24 protein-coding genes and 1 pseudogene are annotated in these 18797 nt (G+C 39.3%); 17 read left to right on the plus strand and 8 right to left on the minus strand.

The window, feature by feature from the left end:
* Positions 1–25: 25 nt before the first annotated feature.
* The gene (locus tag ACFQ3J_RS06535; RefSeq protein ID WP_251581598.1) at positions 26–1390 is read left to right on the plus strand and encodes an amidohydrolase family protein; all 1365 of its coding nucleotides are present in this window, start codon (positions 26–28) and stop codon (positions 1388–1390) included.
* A 297-nt stretch (positions 1391–1687) separates the two neighbouring features.
* Here the strand turns inward: ACFQ3J_RS06535 and ACFQ3J_RS06540 are convergent, their stop codons facing one another.
* From ACFQ3J_RS06540 to ACFQ3J_RS06550, 3 genes are read right to left on the minus strand one after another with little or no spacing between them, the layout of a single operon-like run.
* Positions 1688–2188, minus strand: a complete 501-nt coding sequence (locus ACFQ3J_RS06540; protein WP_091156659.1) for a riboflavin kinase — start codon at positions 2186–2188, stop codon at positions 1688–1690.
* A gap of 12 nt (positions 2189–2200) precedes the next feature.
* Positions 2201–2767: an NADPH-dependent FMN reductase gene (locus ACFQ3J_RS06545; RefSeq protein WP_091156657.1), complete on the minus strand. Its 567-nt coding sequence runs from the start codon at positions 2765–2767 to the stop codon at positions 2201–2203.
* Positions 2768–2785: 18 nt separating this feature from the next.
* Positions 2786–3844, minus strand: a complete 1059-nt coding sequence (locus ACFQ3J_RS06550) for an LLM class flavin-dependent oxidoreductase (protein WP_251581599.1) — start codon at positions 3842–3844, stop codon at positions 2786–2788.
* A gap of 382 nt (positions 3845–4226) precedes the next feature.
* Here ACFQ3J_RS06550 and ACFQ3J_RS06555 point away from each other — a divergent pair, with 382 nt between their 5' ends.
* Positions 4227–4592 carry a winged helix-turn-helix transcriptional regulator gene (locus ACFQ3J_RS06555; RefSeq protein WP_091156653.1) on the plus strand — a complete coding sequence of 122 codons (366 nt, stop codon included), beginning with the start codon at positions 4227–4229 and terminating at the stop codon, positions 4590–4592.
* 64 nt (positions 4593–4656) lie between these two features.
* Here the strand turns inward: ACFQ3J_RS06555 and ACFQ3J_RS06560 are convergent, their stop codons facing one another.
* A complete protein-coding gene (locus tag ACFQ3J_RS06560; protein ID WP_244533185.1) occupies positions 4657–5307 on the minus strand; it encodes a helix-turn-helix transcriptional regulator in 651 nt (216 codons plus the stop codon).
* Between the two features lie 205 nt (positions 5308–5512).
* On the opposite strand from ACFQ3J_RS06560, the gene ACFQ3J_RS06565 reads away from it, so the two are divergent.
* From ACFQ3J_RS06565 to ACFQ3J_RS06575, 3 genes are all read left to right on the plus strand, one after another.
* On the plus strand, positions 5513–6127 hold the full coding sequence (locus ACFQ3J_RS06565; RefSeq protein WP_251581600.1) for a superoxide dismutase: 615 nt from the start codon (positions 5513–5515) through the stop codon (positions 6125–6127).
* Between the two features lie 74 nt (positions 6128–6201).
* Positions 6202–6555 carry a HesB/IscA family protein gene (locus ACFQ3J_RS06570; protein WP_251581601.1) on the plus strand — a complete coding sequence of 118 codons (354 nt, stop codon included), beginning with the start codon at positions 6202–6204 and terminating at the stop codon, positions 6553–6555.
* Between the two features lie 27 nt (positions 6556–6582).
* Complete coding sequence (locus ACFQ3J_RS06575; RefSeq protein ID WP_091156645.1) at positions 6583–6858, plus strand: HesB/YadR/YfhF family protein; 276 nt, start codon at positions 6583–6585, stop codon at positions 6856–6858.
* Positions 6859–6945: 87 nt separating this feature from the next.
* Here ACFQ3J_RS06575 and ACFQ3J_RS06580 read toward each other — a convergent pair whose 3' ends face one another.
* Positions 6946–8019, minus strand: a complete 1074-nt coding sequence (locus ACFQ3J_RS06580; protein ID WP_251581602.1) for a P-loop NTPase — start codon at positions 8017–8019, stop codon at positions 6946–6948.
* Positions 8020–8146: 127 nt separating this feature from the next.
* Positions 8147–8380 carry an indolepyruvate ferredoxin oxidoreductase subunit alpha gene (locus ACFQ3J_RS06585; protein ID WP_091156641.1) on the minus strand — a complete coding sequence of 78 codons (234 nt, stop codon included), beginning with the start codon at positions 8378–8380 and terminating at the stop codon, positions 8147–8149.
* A gap of 220 nt (positions 8381–8600) precedes the next feature.
* Here ACFQ3J_RS06585 and ACFQ3J_RS06590 point away from each other — a divergent pair, with 220 nt between their 5' ends.
* The 3 genes from ACFQ3J_RS06590 to ACFQ3J_RS06600 all read left to right on the plus strand — a co-directional run bounded on the left by ACFQ3J_RS06590 (position 8601) and on the right by ACFQ3J_RS06600 (position 10492).
* Complete coding sequence (locus ACFQ3J_RS06590) at positions 8601–9137, plus strand: NADPH-dependent FMN reductase (protein WP_091156638.1); 537 nt, start codon at positions 8601–8603, stop codon at positions 9135–9137.
* 44 nt (positions 9138–9181) lie between these two features.
* Positions 9182–10180: an NAD(P)/FAD-dependent oxidoreductase gene (locus ACFQ3J_RS06595; protein WP_251581603.1), complete on the plus strand. Its 999-nt coding sequence runs from the start codon at positions 9182–9184 to the stop codon at positions 10178–10180.
* Between the two features lie 66 nt (positions 10181–10246).
* Positions 10247–10492 (plus strand): DUF1450 domain-containing protein, encoded by a 246-nt coding sequence (locus tag ACFQ3J_RS06600; protein ID WP_091156634.1) that lies wholly within the window; start codon positions 10247–10249, stop codon positions 10490–10492.
* A gap of 269 nt (positions 10493–10761) precedes the next feature.
* Here ACFQ3J_RS06600 and ACFQ3J_RS27080 read toward each other — a convergent pair.
* Positions 10762–10890, minus strand: a pseudogene (locus ACFQ3J_RS27080) (IS110 family transposase); the annotation flags it as partial.
* Positions 10891–11041: 151 nt separating this feature from the next.
* Here ACFQ3J_RS27080 and ACFQ3J_RS06605 point away from each other — a divergent pair.
* Genes ACFQ3J_RS06605 through ACFQ3J_RS06625 form a run of 5 tightly spaced genes read left to right on the plus strand, consistent with a single transcriptional unit; the run spans position 11042 to position 13367 of the window.
* Complete coding sequence (locus ACFQ3J_RS06605; RefSeq protein WP_251581605.1) at positions 11042–11287, plus strand: spore gernimation protein GerQ; 246 nt, start codon at positions 11042–11044, stop codon at positions 11285–11287.
* Positions 11288–11300: 13 nt separating this feature from the next.
* A complete protein-coding gene (locus tag ACFQ3J_RS06610) occupies positions 11301–11687 on the plus strand; it encodes a spore coat protein (protein WP_091156629.1) in 387 nt (128 codons plus the stop codon).
* Positions 11687–12823, plus strand: a complete 1137-nt coding sequence (locus ACFQ3J_RS06615) for a zinc-dependent alcohol dehydrogenase (RefSeq protein WP_091159129.1) — start codon at positions 11687–11689, stop codon at positions 12821–12823. The genes ACFQ3J_RS06610 and ACFQ3J_RS06615 overlap by 1 nt, the downstream gene beginning before the upstream one ends.
* 32 nt (positions 12824–12855) lie before the next feature.
* Entirely contained in the window at positions 12856–13065 is a 210-nt protein-coding gene (locus ACFQ3J_RS06620; protein ID WP_091156626.1) for a hypothetical protein, read from the plus strand.
* Positions 13062–13367, plus strand: a complete 306-nt coding sequence (locus ACFQ3J_RS06625) for a spore coat protein (RefSeq protein WP_091156624.1) — start codon at positions 13062–13064, stop codon at positions 13365–13367. Before ACFQ3J_RS06620 ends, ACFQ3J_RS06625 begins: the two co-directional genes overlap by 4 nt.
* Positions 13368–13545: 178 nt before the next feature.
* On the opposite strand, the gene ACFQ3J_RS06630 is transcribed toward ACFQ3J_RS06625, so the two are convergent.
* Positions 13546–14103 (minus strand): hypothetical protein, encoded by a 558-nt coding sequence (locus ACFQ3J_RS06630; protein WP_379292425.1) that lies wholly within the window; start codon positions 14101–14103, stop codon positions 13546–13548.
* A gap of 1026 nt (positions 14104–15129) precedes the next feature.
* Here ACFQ3J_RS06630 and ACFQ3J_RS06635 point away from each other — a divergent pair.
* The 4 genes from ACFQ3J_RS06635 to ACFQ3J_RS06650 all read left to right on the plus strand — a co-directional run bounded on the left by ACFQ3J_RS06635 (position 15130) and on the right by ACFQ3J_RS06650 (position 18785).
* Positions 15130–15348, plus strand: a complete 219-nt coding sequence (locus ACFQ3J_RS06635; protein WP_251581606.1) for a hypothetical protein — start codon at positions 15130–15132, stop codon at positions 15346–15348.
* Between the two features lie 132 nt (positions 15349–15480).
* Positions 15481–16236, plus strand: a complete 756-nt coding sequence (locus ACFQ3J_RS06640) for a hypothetical protein (RefSeq protein WP_251581607.1) — start codon at positions 15481–15483, stop codon at positions 16234–16236.
* A 102-nt stretch (positions 16237–16338) separates the two neighbouring features.
* Positions 16339–16794, plus strand: a complete 456-nt coding sequence (locus ACFQ3J_RS06645; RefSeq protein WP_251581608.1) for a DinB family protein — start codon at positions 16339–16341, stop codon at positions 16792–16794.
* 569 nt (positions 16795–17363) lie between these two features.
* The gene (locus ACFQ3J_RS06650; protein ID WP_251581609.1) at positions 17364–18785 is read left to right on the plus strand and encodes a stalk domain-containing protein; all 1422 of its coding nucleotides are present in this window, start codon (positions 17364–17366) and stop codon (positions 18783–18785) included.
* The last annotated feature ends 12 nt before the right edge of the window (positions 18786–18797 follow it).

Raw genomic sequence — 18797 nt, forward strand, 5'->3', positions numbered from 1 at the left:
AGAATAATGAAGGGAGAAATTAATAATGACTGCTAATTTGTTCATAAAAAATGCTACTATCATTACGATGGACCCGTCTTTAGGTACTCTGCACAATACGGATATGATGATCAGCGATTCTCTTATTGTTAGGATAGGAGCTCATTTAGACGTCTATGAAGAAGAGAATTCCGAAATAGTGGATGCTAGTGGGATGATCGTCATTCCGGGCTTTATAGATACTCACAGACATGTGTGGGAATCATTGGTTCGTAATATCGGTGCGGACTGGTCGCTTAACACATATATGCAGCATATTTATTATGGAGGATACGGAAGTAGACTTAGAGTAGAGGACAGCTACATTGCAAATTATCTTGGTGCGATGGAGGCTATAAATGCAGGAATAACAACATTGCTGGATTGGAACATGACGTATTCTTCGGAGCATACGGACGAATTTATACGAGGACTTCAAAGATCGGGTATTCGAGCGGTATACGCTTTAGGTGCCTCTGGCGAAAGAGAGTATTTGGATCGTGAAAGCAGGCTGACTACTATAGGAGATATAAAACGAGTAAGTGAGCGTTTTTTTAATTCAAAGGATCAGCTGCTTACACTGGGATTAGCGATAAGAGGTCCAGAATACAGCCATTGGGATACCTTTGTCGAAGAAATTAACATAGGACGTGATTACGGTGCGCTCATTTCGATGCATCTAGGAGTCGGAAATTGGGGCGCACAGCAACGTTCCATAACGAAAATGTTTAAGGAAGGCCTGCTAGCACCCGATATCAACATTGTGCATGGAAATATGATGGGAGACGATGAATTTAAAATGATGGCTGACACAGGGGCTTCTTTATCCGTCACGCCAGAAATTGAAATGATGATGGGACATGGCTATCCGGTTACCGGTAAAATGATCGAGGCTGGGGGAGTTCCCTCTCTTGGTATTGATGTTGTAACCTCTACTGCCGGCGATATGTTTGGTCAGATGAGATTTGCACTGCAAGCAGAGAGAGCCAAGGTTAATCAGGAAATGTTAGAAGAGGGGGGTATGCCTGATCAGTTGAAGCTGACCGCGTACGATGTACTTAACTTCGCCACGATCGGAGGAGCAAAGGCGCTTGGCCTGGATCATAAGGTAGGCAGCTTGACACCAGGAAAAGAAGCCGATTTCCTGCTGATTTCTACTAAAGAATTAAATATGTTTCCAATCCATGATCCTATTGGGGCTGCTGTACAATTTGCCAATCCATCAAATGTGGACAGTGTATACATCGCAGGAAAAGCAATGAAGCGTGGCGGAGTTCTTATCAATTCTGAAATGGATAGTTTACGAAAGAAAGCAACAGCAAGTGCAGAATTTATATTAGGTAGTCGAGGGGCAAGTATATCGTCCCATTGAAAGCAGCTAATTTAGCTGCGTTTCGAAGGGTTGGGAAGCATTGTGGGAATGCGGACAAGTTTGCTAGAGAGGTTGTCATGGAATAAGGGATAGGATTAGACGATTGAGAAGGTAGTCGTGTATCGAAGCTTTTCAGGAAGAAGATATTTTGGAATTGGTTGCGTAAATTAAACAAACTGACGCCGATAGAATATCGACGTCAGTTTGGATAGGTGTTTTTTCAATGTCCACTCAATTGCTGAAACACACTGTGAGACGAATACGAACAAATGATAGGATGCCGTGGGGGTTAGTTACCTAATTTAATCTAAAATAATCTCTTGCGTAAACTTCATCTAACTTCATTTGCCTAACCAACAGATCAAGATTGTCAAACTTGATTTCTTCCCTGACAAATTTTAAAAATTGAAGTGATACCTTCCTGTCATATAAATCGCCTGAATAATCAATTAAATAAGCTTCAATGGAATAAGATTGCCCATCCACTGTCGGGCGGTAACCCGCGCTGATTAAGGCATTATAATGCTGAGTCTCCTTATCTCCATTAAATATTCCCGCAGTGCCCAAATATATACCAGGTTTAGGAGGCACATAATGGTCAGCATCCACTCCCAGATTAATCGTTGGATAACCTAAAGTTCTTCCCAGAGCATCACCATGGACCACCGTCCCATTTATGGTATATGGGCGTCCATACAGACGTATAACTTTCTCCATATCCCCGTTTTTCACTAATGAGCGTACGGCCGTAGGGGTAGAAACAGTCATGGATTTTGATGTAGTATCCTTATATTTCATAATAAAGCCCCCTTAGAATCCGTATTTTTCTTCTTCAGCCTTTCGGACTCTAGCATAAGTTTCCGCTAGTATGAAGGTATCTTCTACTAATCGGTCTATTCGGAATAGGACATCATCATTTACAAGTTCTTTTCGATGAAAATCCTTTTCTTCTATAAATACATAAGTTTGTACAATTTGTGCTTTCATGTAGGCCAAAATTGGTTTCAATTGTTGCTCAGCAATAAGGTAGTGTCGCTGAGATCCTGCCGTGACAATCATACTTACAACCTTATCACGAAATGCTTTTTCAGGTGCTAAATCAAATATATTCTTCAGTGTTGCTGGAATTGAAGCTTGAAAAACAGGCGTACCGATTATGATTATATCTGCCTCCATGATTGTTTGAATAACGTATTTAGTGTCTCCTTCGTATTCCAGATAATTCCGACCATCACTGAACTCTACATCAAAGAGAGCCAGATCTAGAAGCGTGACTTCAAAGTCTTGGTACTTTTTTTGAAAAGCGTTCACTGTGTAATCCATAGCGATTCTGGTTTTTGAGCCTATTTTCGAACCGGATAATGCAACAACTTTCATACTCTCAACTCCTATGTCTTATTTTTTGGCTGTATATTTTTTTATACTTGGTAAAATCTCATTTCCGATTAGTTCTATGTTTTTCAATTGATTCTCAAAAGGTACTCCGCCAAAATCCATTTGCGCAATATATCTTTGATTACCGAAGAGTTCATGTTGATATAAAATTTTCTCAATAATTTCTTGTGGGCTACCAATATTCATAACATCGTGCGAGTGGGCTCCTTGTGCAAAAGCCTGTTTAGGAAAACTACGTCCGTTGGTTAATTTCATTCCTTCGTTAATGTATGGGTAATAAGCTCTTTGTGCCTTTTGTGTCGTTTCATCCACATAAAATAATCCTGCAGTCGCTACAGGTAATGTCGACGGATCAAATCCATTCTGACGTGCAGCTTCTCGATAAGCATCAATAGATCTTTTAAACAAGACAGCAGGTCCTCCTAATTGAGCCAGAAACATAGGTACACCTGCAAGGCCTGCTTTAATCGCGCTAGCAGGAGTACCTCCTACTGCTCTCCATATCGGTAGACTGCCTTCATTAGGCCGAGGAAGAACTTTTGCCTGGTTGAGTGGAGCACGAAATTCTCCTTTCCAATTTAAAACTTCATTTTCATTTATCTTTAATAGCAAATCAAACTTTTCTTCAAATAATTCCTCATAATTATTAAGATCATAGCCTAACAATGTATATAGCCCTACTCGTGATGCACGACCTGCAATAATTTCGGCTCGACCATTGGATATTAAATCAATAGTAGCGAAATCTTCGTACACCCTAACTGGATCAGAGGTACTAATAATTGTAGAGGAACTACCTATTTTCATTTTCGTTGTAGCCTGTGCTATTGCTGCCAGCACAACGCTATGCGCCTGAGTGGCAAAATACTCTTGATGACTCTCTCCAACACCAAAGAAATCAATACCCGCTTGCTCGGCTAATTTGGCCAACTCAATAATTTCATGAATACGTTGTTTGACTGGTACTCTATTTCCAGTTTCCGGATTCGCTAAATGATCTCCTAAGGTATATAGTCCAAACTCCAAACCTTTATCTGCATTAATCCGATACTGTTCCATATTAACCCTCTTTTCTTATAATTAGTATATAAATAAGTGTACTTTTTAATCATTATTGATCTGTGTAATCAATATTATTCAATATTACACTATATTTTAGTAAGTTACTTTTTTTATTATAATAACGAAAATACCTCATGTCAAACTACCGCAAATGACTGGTTAGCCACTATAATGGTCGATGGCAGCACAGCTATCTAAAAAAATGAATAAATTGTGACAATCATATTGCTTATACAATTAAAGTTTATATACTTAATAATATATAATATATCTTAATATAGTAACAATGGGATGAATTTTTACTCAGGTCTCATTGCTTAACAACAGCCTGAACTAACATGGCTGCATAAATAAAATCATATGAGAGAAGGAATATAGGATGAATGAATTTTCTTTTGATCAAAAGAAGATTTTCATTGCACATAGAATTATTAGTACGAAATGGAATATTCATATACTTTTCATTCTGTCACATGGTCCATCTAAATTCTCAGAAATTCTTCATATCATACCTTCAATATCTGATACTTCTCTTTCTAGATGTTTGAAAGGATTACAAACAGATGGAATTGTTAAGAAAACAGTTTCTATGGATAGGCCTTTGCAAATCGTTTATGAGTTAACACCTAAAGGGTTATCACTTGCTGAAATTATACCTTACTTAGTAATATGGACAGGAATCGTAGATCCGTACAAAAAGGTAAATGCTCAGTACCCTAATTGTAAAATTATTAATCGTCAGTAATTAAAAAAAACAGTCCTTGTACTTGTACAAGGACTGATTCTGAATAACATATTTATCTTTATCTTTAAGATGTGGAGTCTATCTCATTAAATTTAAACAGAAACTTACAGTTCTTATCTCCTTCAGTACGACAGTGTGTTCTCAATACTTGAGAAGATCCTAACACATTCTTAAACATGGCCGTTTCACAGTGACATGCTAACTTAAATTCATTTGCTACAGATAGTATTGGACAATTGTATTCAGTCAATTCAAAAGTAGTGTCATCAATTTGAGTCACATCTGTCATATAGCCTTTTTCATTTTGAATTTTTGAGATTTCCGATACTTTTTCAGAAACCGATTTATCTTGCATTCGAGAAGTGTATTCTTTAGTTAATCGTTCTTCTCTTTTATTAAAGACATGATTGATGGATTCAATACCATACAATTCCTTAATGTCGTGCAAAAACTCAATGCTGATACCTTCATAATTTTTAGGAAAATATGACTCGGCTTTTTCAGACAGAGAAAATGTTTGAAGAGGTCTTCCCATCGGCTGCTTGACAAGCTCAGACACAATGAAGCCTTCTTTTTCAAGGGCACTAAGATGATTACGTACAGCCATGTGTGTTATATCTAATAGCTCAGTGAGTTCATTAACGGTGAGGATTCCTTCTTTTTTTAGAAGATGAAGTATTTTATCTTTAGTACTGCTTCGTGTGTTGGTTTCCACTATAAACACCTCCATACAGTGGAGTAAATTAGGTTATCAATATATTATAAGATAAAGTATAAAAAATTTAAAGCTGATTAGTAAGTGTGAAATTTACCATCCTCACTGTGTTATGAAAAAGTTGCTTTTTCGTTAAATTGAGAATATTATATTATTATACTAAATAATATAATAAGTATAATTAAATTATTGGAGGTTTTCATTGATGACGCATCAACTACCTATTTTAAACTATGATTTTAATGCTCTAGAGCCTTATATTGATAAATTGACTATGGAGATACATTATGGCAAACATCATCAAACATATGTAACGAATTTAAACAATGCGCTTGAAGGACATGCAGATTTGGCAGCAAAGCCTTTAGTAGATCTGTTGGCCAATCTTGACGCAATACCAGAAAAAATAAGAACAGCAGTAAGAAATAATGGTGGGGGACACCTCAACCATACGCTTTTCTGGGACATTATTAAGCCTTCAAAGGATGTGACTAAGCCTAGCAGTAAATTGGTGGAGGCGATTAATCAGGCTTTTGGCAACTACGAAAATTTTGAAAAAGAGTTTACTGCAGCTGCTGTATCTCGGTTTGGTTCGGGTTGGGCTTGGCTGATCATAGATGAAAAAGGTGAGCTTAAAGTAACAAGCACACCGAATCAGGATAATCCCATTATGGATGGTAAGATTGCCATTCTCGGCTTAGATGTGTGGGAACACGCTTACTACTTAAATTATCAAAACAGAAGAGCTGATTACATCTCTAACTTCTTCAAAATCATAAATTGGGATATAGTATCTGAAAAATTTGAAATTAACAATTAATCAAGCTTGCGCAATAATGTATTGCTTTCATGTGCATTATTGCGCATTTAAATCATTACATAGGGGGAAATGGCATGATATACGTAAGTGACGTTGCTTCGGAGAAGATTAATGAAATTTTACAAGAAAATATTCCAAATGCATATCTCCGTGTAGGTGTGGATGAGGGAGGCTGCAGTGGGTTATCTTATTCATTAATCGTAGATGATCAACAAAGAGAGGGGGATATTGTCGTAAATCAAGGTGATTTTAATATTCTAATAAATTCTGACAGTCTTATGTATATTGAAGATCTCCAAATAGATTATGAAGAGTCTGGCATGATCGGGGGCTTTACTCTGAACAATCCTAATGCAAGAGCAACTTGTGGATGCGGGGCTAGTTTTAGAATAGCTAATTATCGTGGGAAAGCGAAAAAATGTGATTAATAACATAGATTAAGGCGGGCGAATTCAATGACATTTATAGTTTCTGATAAAGCAATTAAAACTTTTAAAGATGAATGGGCCTTAGAGCAAGGTGACTCTATACGGATATATGCTAAGTATACCGGTGGAGGAAATGATGCATTTAGCCTTGGATTAAATGCTCACGCTGAACCGATCGATCCGGCAATAACCAAATTAATTGGTGGTTACTATTTCTTTGTTGAAAAAAGTGACGAATGGATTTTGCAAGATAAGATACTAAAAGTGGATAGTAATAAAGAAGGTATCATTTTCAGTTATTAATGTAAACGTATGTGATATTCATATCCATTCAGATAAAACAAAGACTAGCTAATTTTGAGCTAGTCCTTGTTTTATTTATGCAAAGCGTTAGAGTCGAATAATGTGGTCAGCTAAACTTGAAATCATGTCACCATTACGTGATTCGCTAGGAAAAATAGGTGAAAAGTGAGAAGGTGTGATTTCTTTCATTTGCTCTGGAGAAATGATCTCAAGTTGACCAAGGAACTGGGTTTGGAGTTTCTTGGCTAACTGAATTCCTCCGTTTCTTCCAAATAGATAATGTTTTTGTCCTGAATTATCTTCAAAGAATGACATATTCTCAATAACCCCAATGAGATGATGTTTGGTTTGTATAGCCATTGCACCCGCACGTGCAGCGACTTCACTGGCAGTAGAAGCTGGTGTTGTGACGATGATTTCAGAATACTCAGGAACTATAGATTGTAAACTTAATGCTATATCTCCAGTCCCTGGAGGCATATCGATTATCATGTAGTCCAATACCGGCCATTCAACATTGTTAACAAAAGTCGATAGCATCTTACCTAATCGGGGTCCTCTCCAAATGACAGGATTATTATCTTTAACAAAAAAATCTGTTGACATAATGTGCATGCCATTACTTTCTACCGGAGTTATGCTATTGTTTAGGGATTTCGGCTTCTGTTTAATTCCTAACATGTTAGGAATACTAAAACCATAGATATCTGCATCAATAATACCGACACGTTTTCCGGCTTTATTTAAAGCAGCAGCTAGGTTTAAAGTGATAGTAGATTTACCAACACCACCTTTTCCACTGGCAATGGCAATAAATTTTAATGCGGGTTGGCCAAGCAAAGAGGTGTTGTTTAATAATGCGCTTTTCTTGCCACTGGTTTGGCTAAACTGAGCTTGATCAGTGAGAAGCTGATGTTCTTGTTCATTTATTAATTTTATCCTGATATGGAAGTTATGGACGCCTGCTTTAGTTAATTCGTTCTCTATTTCCTTTTTGTAAGGAACTGTTTGTTTATTTTCATTATTTGAAGTAAGTAGAGTAAGGGCTACCATATTTGAATTAGCAACAATATCTCTAATAAGTCCTTTTTCAAGTATCGACTTATCAGAATCCGTATCTCTGATGTCTTGCAGTATTTTTTCAATATCATCTTTCGTCATTTATATCACTCACCGTTAAATTTATAGTAAATTTTATGGATAAAATAAGAATACTTGATCGACACGTGTTGATTAGAGAGAAGCAAAGGATGTGAGGTTCAAAACCCCACATCCTTTTGCTAATAAGCTATTTAAAGAAGCTCGTAGCTTTTTCAACATATATCATTTGTTCTTCAGTAAGTTCATCTTCATGATAAACCGCTTCCACAGGGCATTCTGCCGCACATGCGCCACAGTCGATGCAGTAATCTGGGTCAATGAAATATTGATCCTCACCTTCATGTATACAATCAACAGGACATACATCCACACAATCTGCAGCTTTTTGAGTTAGACAAGCCTCTGTTATAACAAATGCCATAAATCCTACCCCCCTCTATAAAAAGTAGAATAATATCTCCACTTTTTATTAAAATATATTATCAAGATTGAACATTGATATATTTGATAATACTCGATAGAAAATACTTTTTCAATATTTTTATATAAAAAATATATTTACCATTGACATCTGAATCTATTTTTTTTAATACTTAGAAAGTGAAGCTCTAAAAAGTGAATTGAAGTTAGGGGGAGTAAGAATGAAGCTTGTCGGTTTGTCCGGTTCTCTATCGGGATCAAAAACAGCAAATATCGTAAATGATGTCCTTAAACATTCAAAATTAAATTATCCTGAGGTAGAAACAGAATTAATCGATTTGAAGGATTATGAAATCGAATTTGTTAAGGGAATGCCTCTCCAATTTTATAATAATGATACCGTTACTGTAGTGAAGAAATTATTGAATGCTGATTTAATTGTCATAGCTACACCCATATACCAAGCCTCGATTACAGGGGCCTTGAAAAATCTATTAGATCATCTACCGGTCGATGCATTTAAAAATAAAGTAACAGGTATTGTTACTATAGCTGGAACTGACAAACATTTTCTCGTAGCAGAGCATCAGCTGAAGCCGATACTCAACTTTTTGAAGGGAATTGTCCCGACTGGAAATATATTTGTTCACAGTGACTTGTTCGACGAAGATAATCAAATCGATGATCCCGATTATCATCGACGTATTAAAAAGTTAGTGGACGAGATGTTACATCTGTCAAAATCACTTTCTGTTTAGTACTTATATATTTAAATATAATTAGATTAAATAAGGAGTATGTAATGAATTCGTCCCCAGAAAATCAAATGGTTGATATGATAATAATAGGGGGAGGCCCCGCAGGAATGTTCGCTGCATTTTATGCAGGCATGCGTAAAGCAAGTGTAAAGATTATTGATAGCATGCCTCAATTAGGTGGACAACTTGCTGCATTATATCCCGAAAAACAAATTTATGATATTGCAGGCTTCCCTAAAGTAACAGGTCAAGAAATTGTAAATAATTTAGAAGAACAAATGAAGTTATTTTCAGTCGATATTAATCTGGATGAAAAAGTGCTTCAAGTAGTTAAGGAAGCTGAGCGTCAGTTCAAAATTATTACAAGTAAAGGAATTCATTATGGACGTTCAGTTATTATAGCGGGTGGAGTTGGAGCTTTTGAACCTAGGAAGCTTGATCTACCAGAAGTTCGAAAGTATGAAGAAAATGGAATCCACTATTTTATCAATGATATACAATCTTTTGAAGGTCAGGAAGTTGTAGTATGTGGGGGCGGCGATTCGGCAGTTGATTGGGCACTTATGCTTGAGAATATCGCCAAAAAGGTTACTTTGGTACACCGTAGAGATAAATTTAGAGCACATGAGCATAGTGTAGAAAAACTGATGAAATCAAGTGTAAATATCTTAACTCTTGTAGATATAAGTCAAATTCGAGGTGATGACCAGATTGAAGAGATTTCTATCAAAACCAAGTCAGGGGAAGAAATTGCGATACCTTGTCAATCACTAATTGTTAATTACGGGTTTATCTCTTCATTAGGACCAGTTGCTGAATGGGGACTTGATATACAGAATGGATCGATACAAGTAGACACAAGAATGGAAACGAGTATTCCCGGGATATTTGCAGCTGGAGATATTACGACCTATCCTGGGAAATTAAAGCTAATTGCAGTAGGGTTTGGAGAAGCTCCAACAGCGATTAATAATGCTAAAGTATATATAGATCCTACAGCCAAGCTTTCTCCTGGTCACAGCAGCCATATGAAGTTAAAATGATGTTTCATAAAGGGTAATTACATCCAATTGGGTTTTAGCATTTGTAAGAAAAGGAGATCATATTTTTTGGGAATCGTCATCGTTGAAATTTGTAGCAGCGGATTTATCTTAGACATCGATATTGAAGGAATATTGGAAGCTGAGTATCCAGACGTAGCCGTAATAGCAAATCAGTGTCTCTCCTTTTGTGGAATGTGTGGCAGAAGACCATTTGCTTTTGTTAATGGAAAAAGAATCTTTGCAAAAACATCTAACGAGTGTCTCATCCTGATAAAGAAAGAAATTGAAAAAGAGCTGTCGGTATACCAATAATTGTTTTAATTAAGAGAGAGCCTTCTTTCAAATTCAGTGCTGGATTATCTACGTCTGCTTTTGAGCAGAAAGATAGTGTAGCAGCAAATAAATATATTTGTCAGACAACAACAAGAACATGAATACCTTCAAAGTCGCATAATATGCGGCTTTTTTATTTTATCGGTACAAGTTCTTGGCCCGAGAACATGGTACTACTATTCGCTGTGATCTGTTGCGGGATGAACTGGTTATTAATCCGCGTTCAGGGAGAGTCTATGCTTGAAAAGCTCGAAGCCTTCACGAAGATTTCCAAATTGGAGCGGATTCCCTAAAGCCATCCCGCGAAAGCTGACAGCCCTGGCTACATGGGTCTCTTGAGCGATATCTACGCCGACCACCAAATGATGAACGGTAATAACATCTCACATTCCGAAGCCTTTTTTCGTGAGTGCCCCCTAGATGGAATTTTTTGGAATGCGGCAAAAAAGGAGGAGCCCGAATCAAGCCCTGTGCAGAGGGATAACCTATCCTTGCAAACATGTTAAATGAAGGAGGTACAAATTAACCGTGAAAGATAATTCACTCGCCCCTCACGAATCGCTTGATCTCCATGAAGTGCTGAATTTCAAGACGCTCTGTGCGGCAAAGTCCAAGCTAATGCAGGGGATCGTTTTCGATCAGGAATTGAAGGCGCTCATGCAAAAAGATGTTGAACAATCCACGGTGGCTATCCATGAACTGAAAGCTGTCTATCAAAGAGCTCCATTTCAGGCTCCAGTTCCCGAAAGCAAGCCTACCCCTATTCTAAATTAAAGGTGATGACCTAATGAACAACGATTATTTAGATCCAATCAATTCACTTAACATGCCGGAAATGGCCGATATGACATTCGCCATGGATTTTCTGCTCCGGGCCAAGGAAGGGGTCCGCAATACCGCCGTTGCCCTGACCGAGACCGTATCGCCAGAAGCCAGGGAGCTTCTCAAAAAACAGTTAAAACAGGGCATTGCCCTGCACCAGGAAATTACCGAGCTCATGATTCGCAAAAAATGGTTTCATCCGTATGAGCTGCAAGAGCAATATCAGCTGGACCAGCTGTCCGCCAAAAATACGGCGATGATCGCCGGAATGAACCTGTTTCCGGGGGATACGTCGCGCAAAGGGATGTTTGACAGGACGCCGGATGAGCATAAGGAGGAAAGTCAGGCATGATGAAAGCAGTGACGTACCAAGGGGTCAAAAACGTCGTTGTCAAAGACGTTCCCGATCCGAAAATTCAAAAGCCGGATGACATGATTGTCAAGCTGACCAGCACCGCCATTTGCGGCTCCGATTTGCACCTGATTCACGGCATGATTCCCAACCTGCAGGAGGATTACGTCATAGGGCATGAGCCGATGGGGATCGTAGAGGAAGTCGGACCCGAAGTCACCAAGCTGAAAAAGGGCGACCGCGTCATAATCCCGTTCAATATTGCTTGCGGCGAATGCTTTTACTGTAAAAATCATCTGGAGAGCCAGTGCGACAATTCCAATGATAACGGAGATATGGGAGCGTATTTCGGATACTCGGGAACGACCGGCGGATATCCTGGCGGGCAGGCCGAATACTTGCGGGTTCCGTTCGCCAATTTCACGCACTTTAAAATTCCGGAAAGCAATGAGCAGCCGGATGAAAGCCTTGCTTTGATCGCCGATGCGATGACGACCGCTTTTTGGAGCGTTGATAATGCGGGCGTGAAACAGGGCGATACCGTAATCGTGCTTGGCTGCGGTCCGGTTGGACTGCTTGCTCAAAAGTTCTGCTGGTTTAAAGGTGCGAAGCGGGTTATCGCCGTAGACTACGTAAATTACCGGCTGCAGCATGCCAAAAAGAACAATAACGTCGAAACCGTCAATTTCGAGCAACATGAAAATGTCGGTAGCTACCTGAAGGAAATCACCAAGGGTGGAGCGGACGTGGTCATCGACGCGGTGGGCATGGACGGGAAAATGAGCGATCTCGAGTACCTGGCGAGCGGTCTGAAGCTGCAAGGCGGCACCATGAGCGCTTTGATTATTGCTTCCCAAGCGGTCCGCAAAGGCGGTACCATTCAAATTACCGGCGTATATGGCGGCCGCTACAACGGATTTCCGCTGGGTGATATCATGCAGCGCAATATAGCCATTCGCTCCGGACAAGCACCGGTCATTCATTATATGCCCTACATGTATGAACTGGTAACGACAGGAAAGGTCAACGTGTCCGATATCATTACGCACGTTATTCCGCTGAGCGAGGCCAAACGCGGCTACGAAATTTTCGATACGAAGACGGATAACTGCATCAAAGTTATTTTAAAGCCGTAAAGAGCTTGATTAAACGAGGGAGTGAAATCTAGATGAATCCAACGTATGCAATGCATGAAGCCTTGGAGGTGCATGAGATTGCTGCCTTCAAGACGGTCTGCATGACGAAGTCCAAGACGATGCAGGCCCTGGTCATGGACCCCGAGCTGAAGCTTATTCTTCAGGAGGATGCCGCCATGTCATCCGATCAGCTGGTCGAGCTCGCTGAGATTTTGACAAAAGGAAAGGAGACGCTGCAATGAATCCCGTACTGAAATACATGACTGGCATGAACAAGATGACGGATGATGTGATCGCAATGGACTTTCTGGCTACGGCCAAGAGCGGCGTCCGGAATTTAGCGATGGCCGTAACGGAATGCGTCACCCCGGAAATAAAGGTTGTTCTGGAACGTCAATTGGAACAGGCGATCGATACGCATGAGAAGATCACCGAATATGCAATTGCCAAGGGATTGTATCATCCCTTCAGCGTGCAGGAACAGTTCAGCGTCGATCTGCAGCAGATTGAAACGGCGCAGAGCATTCCCTTTCCCACACCATAATATTTAGCACACATGATTAGCAGAGAGCCGGCTGTGGCCATACAGCCGGTTTTGTTGCCAATGCAAAAACACCTTCAAGATTGTCTCCATATCTAACGAAATGGTTCAATTTTCTTGAAGGTGTTTTAATTTGTATCACATTAAGAGGTCAGTCCCACCAGTCGCATGCATCTTTATACTACCCTTCAATTTTATATGACTGTTCAGCCGCTCGCGGCTTCCATGCGGAAGCCAAGATGACGACAGCGCTCCCCAGACCGATCCAAGTAAGAGTGGATACAGCATGATTCCTGTGCAGTCCGTTGCCGAAGAAGAACAGGTCTCGAAGTCCTTCCACCATAAAACGCATCGGCAGCCATGTGTCCACCCAGTCCCGGTAGAAAGGAGACATCATTTCCGGAGCTACAGCAAGCAGGGGTGCCCCCAAGAACAGAATCAAGGCAAAAATGGCAATTCCTTTGATGCTCACAAGGGACATCACCGCGGAGATCAAAAGGAAAAAGCTGAAAAAGGTAATGGAAAGGAACAGCGCTGTATCCGCAAACTGCGGGATATGCAGTCCGATCATGCTGTCAGCGAGCCAAGTTATACCAAATCTCACTACTAATGCTACAACGACACCTATGGCAATCTGGATGGATTTGGCTGCCAGGTTCTCTGCGCGGGAAGTTATCTTACTCCTGCTGACCGCTAAAAAGAGGACCGCACGTGCTAGGATGCAGATTCTACTGAACAAAATGCAAAATCTAAGCGACCGGATATTAATAAAATTCATGGATGTAAGTATCTGTCATTCGTCAGATCTCTTTGCTAAGAGAAGGTCTATCTTCTTGTGTAAATGTTCTAATTCTTTGTTGTAGTGATGGTACGTCATTATTCCAAGGATTGATTTAACAGCAAAGAAAATGATGGCTCCAACCACAATTAGGACATAATTATGCGCGAGGTGTCCAAGCCAATTGTTAACATTAAGCATAAAAATCCTCCTTCACATCATTAGCATTTCCTATTCAATGAAAAATATATGTATCTAGAGGGACTCATTTATGTTAGATCTTGCACACTGTCGTCTGTTCATTTTTGGTTTTTAACTACTCCTTTTATTTCGATTAGATAATGCTGCCGCATTTACACCTTTCAATATTAGGCCGTCCGCGAGAACGTCATGTTTATGAGGAGTGCCGCAAGACAGCGGTCGGATGGCTTTCGCTTGCCCATACTTAAAAGCATTTTTTGCCAAGTGATCTGTTTCCAGCATGAACATAACTTACTATTGGGTTTTGTTTTTTGGAAACAGTTAAGGAGTAGGGGGTTAAAATAAAGGTGGTTTAAAAAATTCACCCTAATATAAATTTCGTCAAGAAAGGTTCTTAACCGAGCAATAGTTCCTTATTTATAAATTGTTATAGAAACGGTAATTATTTTTACAAGGCAAGAATAGATATAGTATTGCTTTACGGTGTCTTCAGGCGTAATATCCCACCAACCCCAGTATTTAAACTGGGGTTAGGTCATTTAAATAAGCAAGTACGAGTAATTTGTGAAAAGAACAATAAAAAAGTTTACCGTAGTCTACGCTGTCCCCATTGATGCATTGCCTCAAGAATCGGCTGCAGCGTCGCCCCATTTGCAGTTTTGATAATCATCAAAACTGCGTCTTGAACTAGTTTTTACTGAGGTATATGAAATAGAAAATGGTAGAAATCACTGGTATACTGGTATATATTTGTATGTATTTCTATTAGAAAGGAAGATATATGTTATGGATATTACTCCACAAGAAGATAACATGATTAAGGCTCTCCGCGAGGCTGAATTACCTCCTTTATTTGTACTCATACGAATTAGAAATGATATATTAAACGACACTGTAAATGTCGAAGAGAGCAGAAGAGATGATATCGTAAAATCATTAGAAAAATACATCAGCCCTCTATGGGAAGATTACTATGAGAATTCAAAACCCAAAGAAATATCTTAGTGAATTAAACTTTTCTATATTTACGTTAAAATTTGATATTGTTCCTAAATATTAATACTACAAAAATTTTATTGTTAAATTGTTAATTATAAATTACATACATTCAAATAAAAATACACTGCGAGGTGTAATATGAACTCCAGTTACAAGGCACCTAAATTGCTGCAACAACTTGTGGAATGGGAAGGTTATTTTGCAAATGAGGTTGCATATCTAGAAAAACCATCAGGACTTTTCCTCGGATTAGATTATAGTCAAGATGGTTACTTCTGTACTCCCGTAGACAGCATTCCATTTGCCAGCACTGGTGGAGACGGAATACACTTTGCACTCCTAACGGATTTTGGAGTAGTTAAGGATTTAGAAGAAGCTTTAGTAGTTAGAGTATCTCCTATGGATAATGAACGTGTTCGTATAGTTGCGAAGAATATAAATGATTTTTTTTCACTTCACTTTTACAATGAATCGTTAGTATGGAATGAATTCCAAAATGAAGATCGATACTTAAGTCATCTCCAAGAAGAACAAAGTAGAGATAGTAATTCAGAATGGTTTGATCATGATCGGTGGAAGTTCGAAAAAGGAAGAGTGTTAAATGAAGTAAAGAATAGGTTCAACATTTTGCCTATAGGGCAGCCTTTTACCTATATAAACAATCTTCGTATAGAAAGATCATTCCAAGTAACTGTAAATACTCTAGATTCAGTAGGTATCAAACAATTCATGCCAGCAGTGTCTGATGAAATTATAGACATGTTAGCTCTCGTTCGCCATCTTCAACATACTTGCTCTGGTGATAAAACTTTAATTGATCGAATTGCCAATGATCTTCGTTTATTAGGGTATAATCATGAGGCTGACTCACTAGTTTCTCGTCTATTGATTTAACCATCGAACAGTTGCCGGTTGGCTGTTGCTCCTTTTTTCTTCGTTAAGCTATCGGGCAGGTTAGGGAAACAAGGATCAGATAATCGATAGGAGGAAACCGAAATGAAGACGATCAAATGCATGATGGATCATCTGTACTGGGCGGACGAGCAAATTATGGATGCGCTTGAGGAGAGTAAGATGAAGAACAGGGACCTTCTGAAGCTGGTTCGCCACGTCGCGGTCGCAGAACAAGTCTGGCTGTCCCGATTGCAAGGCAAGGAAAGTGCGCAATATTCGTTATGGGAAGAAGCGGAAGACCTTACGGCAATCCGGACGATGTTCAAAGAAAACGCCGAGCAATATCGCGTCTATATTGAAGGACTTGAAGAATCTGAGTTGGACGGGGTGATCGAATATACGAACCAGACCGGGGTTACGTTCAGATCGTCCGTGCGGGACATTTTGTTACAGGTCCTCTTACATGGGCAATATCACCGAGGACAGATCAACCGGGCACTTCGGATCGAATCAGCAGAGCCTGTCCAAGTCGATTACATCACGTTCGCGAGGCTCTAGCAGTGCCTAATCATCCATTACTCGGAACATTTCTCAAATGAGAGACTCTTTTGGTTTCTTGGGGTAGTATCGACAACATGATCGGCTGCTCTTTCGTTATGCTAAGTGGAAGGTAAGTTTAATGAAGTACTAATTGTTGATTCGGCTTCTCACTAGTACATCTTAAATTGACAATATCTTTAAATAAAATGACCCTCTATTCTATAGAAGGTCATTTTTGCTTACTCTAGGGTCAAATAACTTAATTCTTTGTTTGCGTGGAGAGCTATCCTTATTAAGGACAGCATACTGGATTGTTGATCTCATTTTTGTTTTCTTTAAGTACCATTCTTGTATTTTTCAAAATACCCATGAAACGCTCTATTATTCTGAATATCTATCCATTCTGTCGCTCAGGCTCAGCAATTGATCAAACTACGGAGAGTGTAGAAACGATAGCCTCATTTATTGATCCTAATGTACACAGCTGCGGAACGGTTAGTCTACACGGTAAAATTGGACTACAACTTTTATGGGTTATTAGCGTCATTATCATTAGACACCAGTAGAAGAGGGGAGATAGGAACGTAATGAACAAGGTTTTATCAGGACTAGTATTAGTATTGGTAATTTTGCTCAGCTTACCAGGAGAGACATCTATGGAGCAGGCATCCCTGGAAGTAAGTTTTCAAGACGAGCAATTGGAGCAAGCTATAAAACAAATCTTGAAAAAGGATAAAAATACGGCCATTATGCAGAAAGATATGCAATCATTAACCGTGGTAGATCTTTCAAAACGGGAAATTAAAAGCATTCAAGGGTTACAGTATGCTTCAAATTTGACACATCTTGACTTGTCCAATAATGAAATTGACGATATCATGCCACTAAAATCATTGACAAAGATTCGTGGCCTTGATATTTCTGGCAATCAGATCGCTTCAATCCAGGAATTGTCTTCTATGACGGATATGGGAAGGTTGAAAGTAAACCGGAACAGAATTTCATCGATTGATGTGATCAGGCAGTTTTGGCGTCTGCACACATTTGAAGCGAACGATAATCAAATTTCGAACATTGAGGCTTTATCGACGGCTACAGAATTAACATGGCTAAAAATGAACGAGAACCTGATAGCGAATATTAAGCCCTTGAGCAAATTGACAAAATTAAAGAATTTGGACCTAGCGAGCAATCGAATTTCGGACCTGAGTCCACTTAAGCCGCTATTCAAAAGTTTAATGAACCTTGACATCGGAAGCAATCGAATTTCAGATCTCAGTGCGCTTGAAGAGATGACGCTAATGCGATCACTTTCCGCGGAAAATAATCAGATTAAGGAACTAGATCCACTGAAAAAAATGTCAAACCTGACTTCCTTGAATCTGACCTCTAATTTGGTTTACAATCTTGAGCCTTTGAAGTCCCTAAGCGAACTTCATTACTTATATCTATCGGATAACCGTGTATGGAATTTGGATCCAATTCGATATCATGCGTTCGATACTCATTATGACACGGGAGCGCTAAGATACGCTTTGCAATTAAGCGGTAACTATTTGGATCTAAGAAGTACAACCAAAACATACCAACTTCTTAATAAGCTCGGTGGGGAAGGCTACCCCGGCTTTCAACTGAAAGCCCAGCGATTAGTAATCGGGAGTAGAACTGCTTATGTAGGGGAGGGATCCTTTGCGCTAAGCGCAGCCCCGTTTATAGCATCGAGCAGGACGTATGTCCCGATTCGATTTGTCTCAGAGAGATCGGGTTCGAAGGTAGGGTGGAATCAAAGCAATAAAGAGGTAACGATCAGCAGAAACAACACGGTTATCCGTTGGAAAGTGAATGAAAAGAAAGCAAACGTGAATGGAAGAACAGTTTCATTTGATACACCGTTACTGTTGAAGAAGAATAGCTCGTTCATACCAGTACGCTTAGTGTCTGAGTTGTTAGGATCCCCAGTAGAATACATGGCAAATCCCAAAACTGTAATAATATTTGAACAAAAATAGCTTAATTAATAA

It is taken from the genome of Paenibacillus provencensis, from assembly GCF_042678545.1.
In the GTDB taxonomy this organism is placed as follows: domain Bacteria; phylum Bacillota; class Bacilli; order Paenibacillales; family Paenibacillaceae; genus Paenibacillus; species Paenibacillus provencensis.

Coding starts and splice junctions, on each gene's coding strand:
- ACFQ3J_RS06610 (WP_091156629.1), top strand. CDS start 11,301: ATGAACAACGATTATTTAGATCCAATCAATTCACTTAACATGCCGGAA.
- ACFQ3J_RS06595 (WP_251581603.1), top strand. CDS start 9,182: ATGAATTCGTCCCCAGAAAATCAAATGGTTGATATGATAATAATAGGG.
- ACFQ3J_RS06615 (WP_091159129.1), top strand. CDS start 11,687: ATGAAAGCAGTGACGTACCAAGGGGTCAAAAACGTCGTTGTCAAAGAC.
- ACFQ3J_RS06535 (WP_251581598.1), top strand. CDS start 26: ATGACTGCTAATTTGTTCATAAAAAATGCTACTATCATTACGATGGAC.
- ACFQ3J_RS06545 (WP_091156657.1), bottom strand. CDS start 2,767: ATGAAAGTTGTTGCATTATCCGGTTCGAAAATAGGCTCAAAAACCAGA.
- ACFQ3J_RS06585 (WP_091156641.1), bottom strand. CDS start 8,380: ATGGCATTTGTTATAACAGAGGCTTGTCTAACTCAAAAAGCTGCAGAT.
- ACFQ3J_RS06540 (WP_091156659.1), bottom strand. CDS start 2,188: ATGAAATATAAGGATACTACATCAAAATCCATGACTGTTTCTACCCCT.
- ACFQ3J_RS06570 (WP_251581601.1), top strand. CDS start 6,202: ATGATATACGTAAGTGACGTTGCTTCGGAGAAGATTAATGAAATTTTA.
- ACFQ3J_RS06635 (WP_251581606.1), top strand. CDS start 15,130: ATGGATATTACTCCACAAGAAGATAACATGATTAAGGCTCTCCGCGAG.
- ACFQ3J_RS06625 (WP_091156624.1), top strand. CDS start 13,062: ATGAATCCCGTACTGAAATACATGACTGGCATGAACAAGATGACGGAT.
- ACFQ3J_RS06575 (WP_091156645.1), top strand. CDS start 6,583: ATGACATTTATAGTTTCTGATAAAGCAATTAAAACTTTTAAAGATGAA.
- ACFQ3J_RS06650 (WP_251581609.1), top strand. CDS start 17,364: ATGAACAAGGTTTTATCAGGACTAGTATTAGTATTGGTAATTTTGCTC.
- ACFQ3J_RS06645 (WP_251581608.1), top strand. CDS start 16,339: ATGAAGACGATCAAATGCATGATGGATCATCTGTACTGGGCGGACGAG.
- ACFQ3J_RS06555 (WP_091156653.1), top strand. CDS start 4,227: ATGAATGAATTTTCTTTTGATCAAAAGAAGATTTTCATTGCACATAGA.
- ACFQ3J_RS06550 (WP_251581599.1), bottom strand. CDS start 3,844: ATGGAACAGTATCGGATTAATGCAGATAAAGGTTTGGAGTTTGGACTA.
- ACFQ3J_RS06620 (WP_091156626.1), top strand. CDS start 12,856: ATGAATCCAACGTATGCAATGCATGAAGCCTTGGAGGTGCATGAGATT.
- ACFQ3J_RS06580 (WP_251581602.1), bottom strand. CDS start 8,019: ATGACGAAAGATGATATTGAAAAAATACTGCAAGACATCAGAGATACG.
- ACFQ3J_RS06640 (WP_251581607.1), top strand. CDS start 15,481: ATGAACTCCAGTTACAAGGCACCTAAATTGCTGCAACAACTTGTGGAA.
- ACFQ3J_RS06565 (WP_251581600.1), top strand. CDS start 5,513: ATGACGCATCAACTACCTATTTTAAACTATGATTTTAATGCTCTAGAG.
- ACFQ3J_RS06590 (WP_091156638.1), top strand. CDS start 8,601: ATGAAGCTTGTCGGTTTGTCCGGTTCTCTATCGGGATCAAAAACAGCA.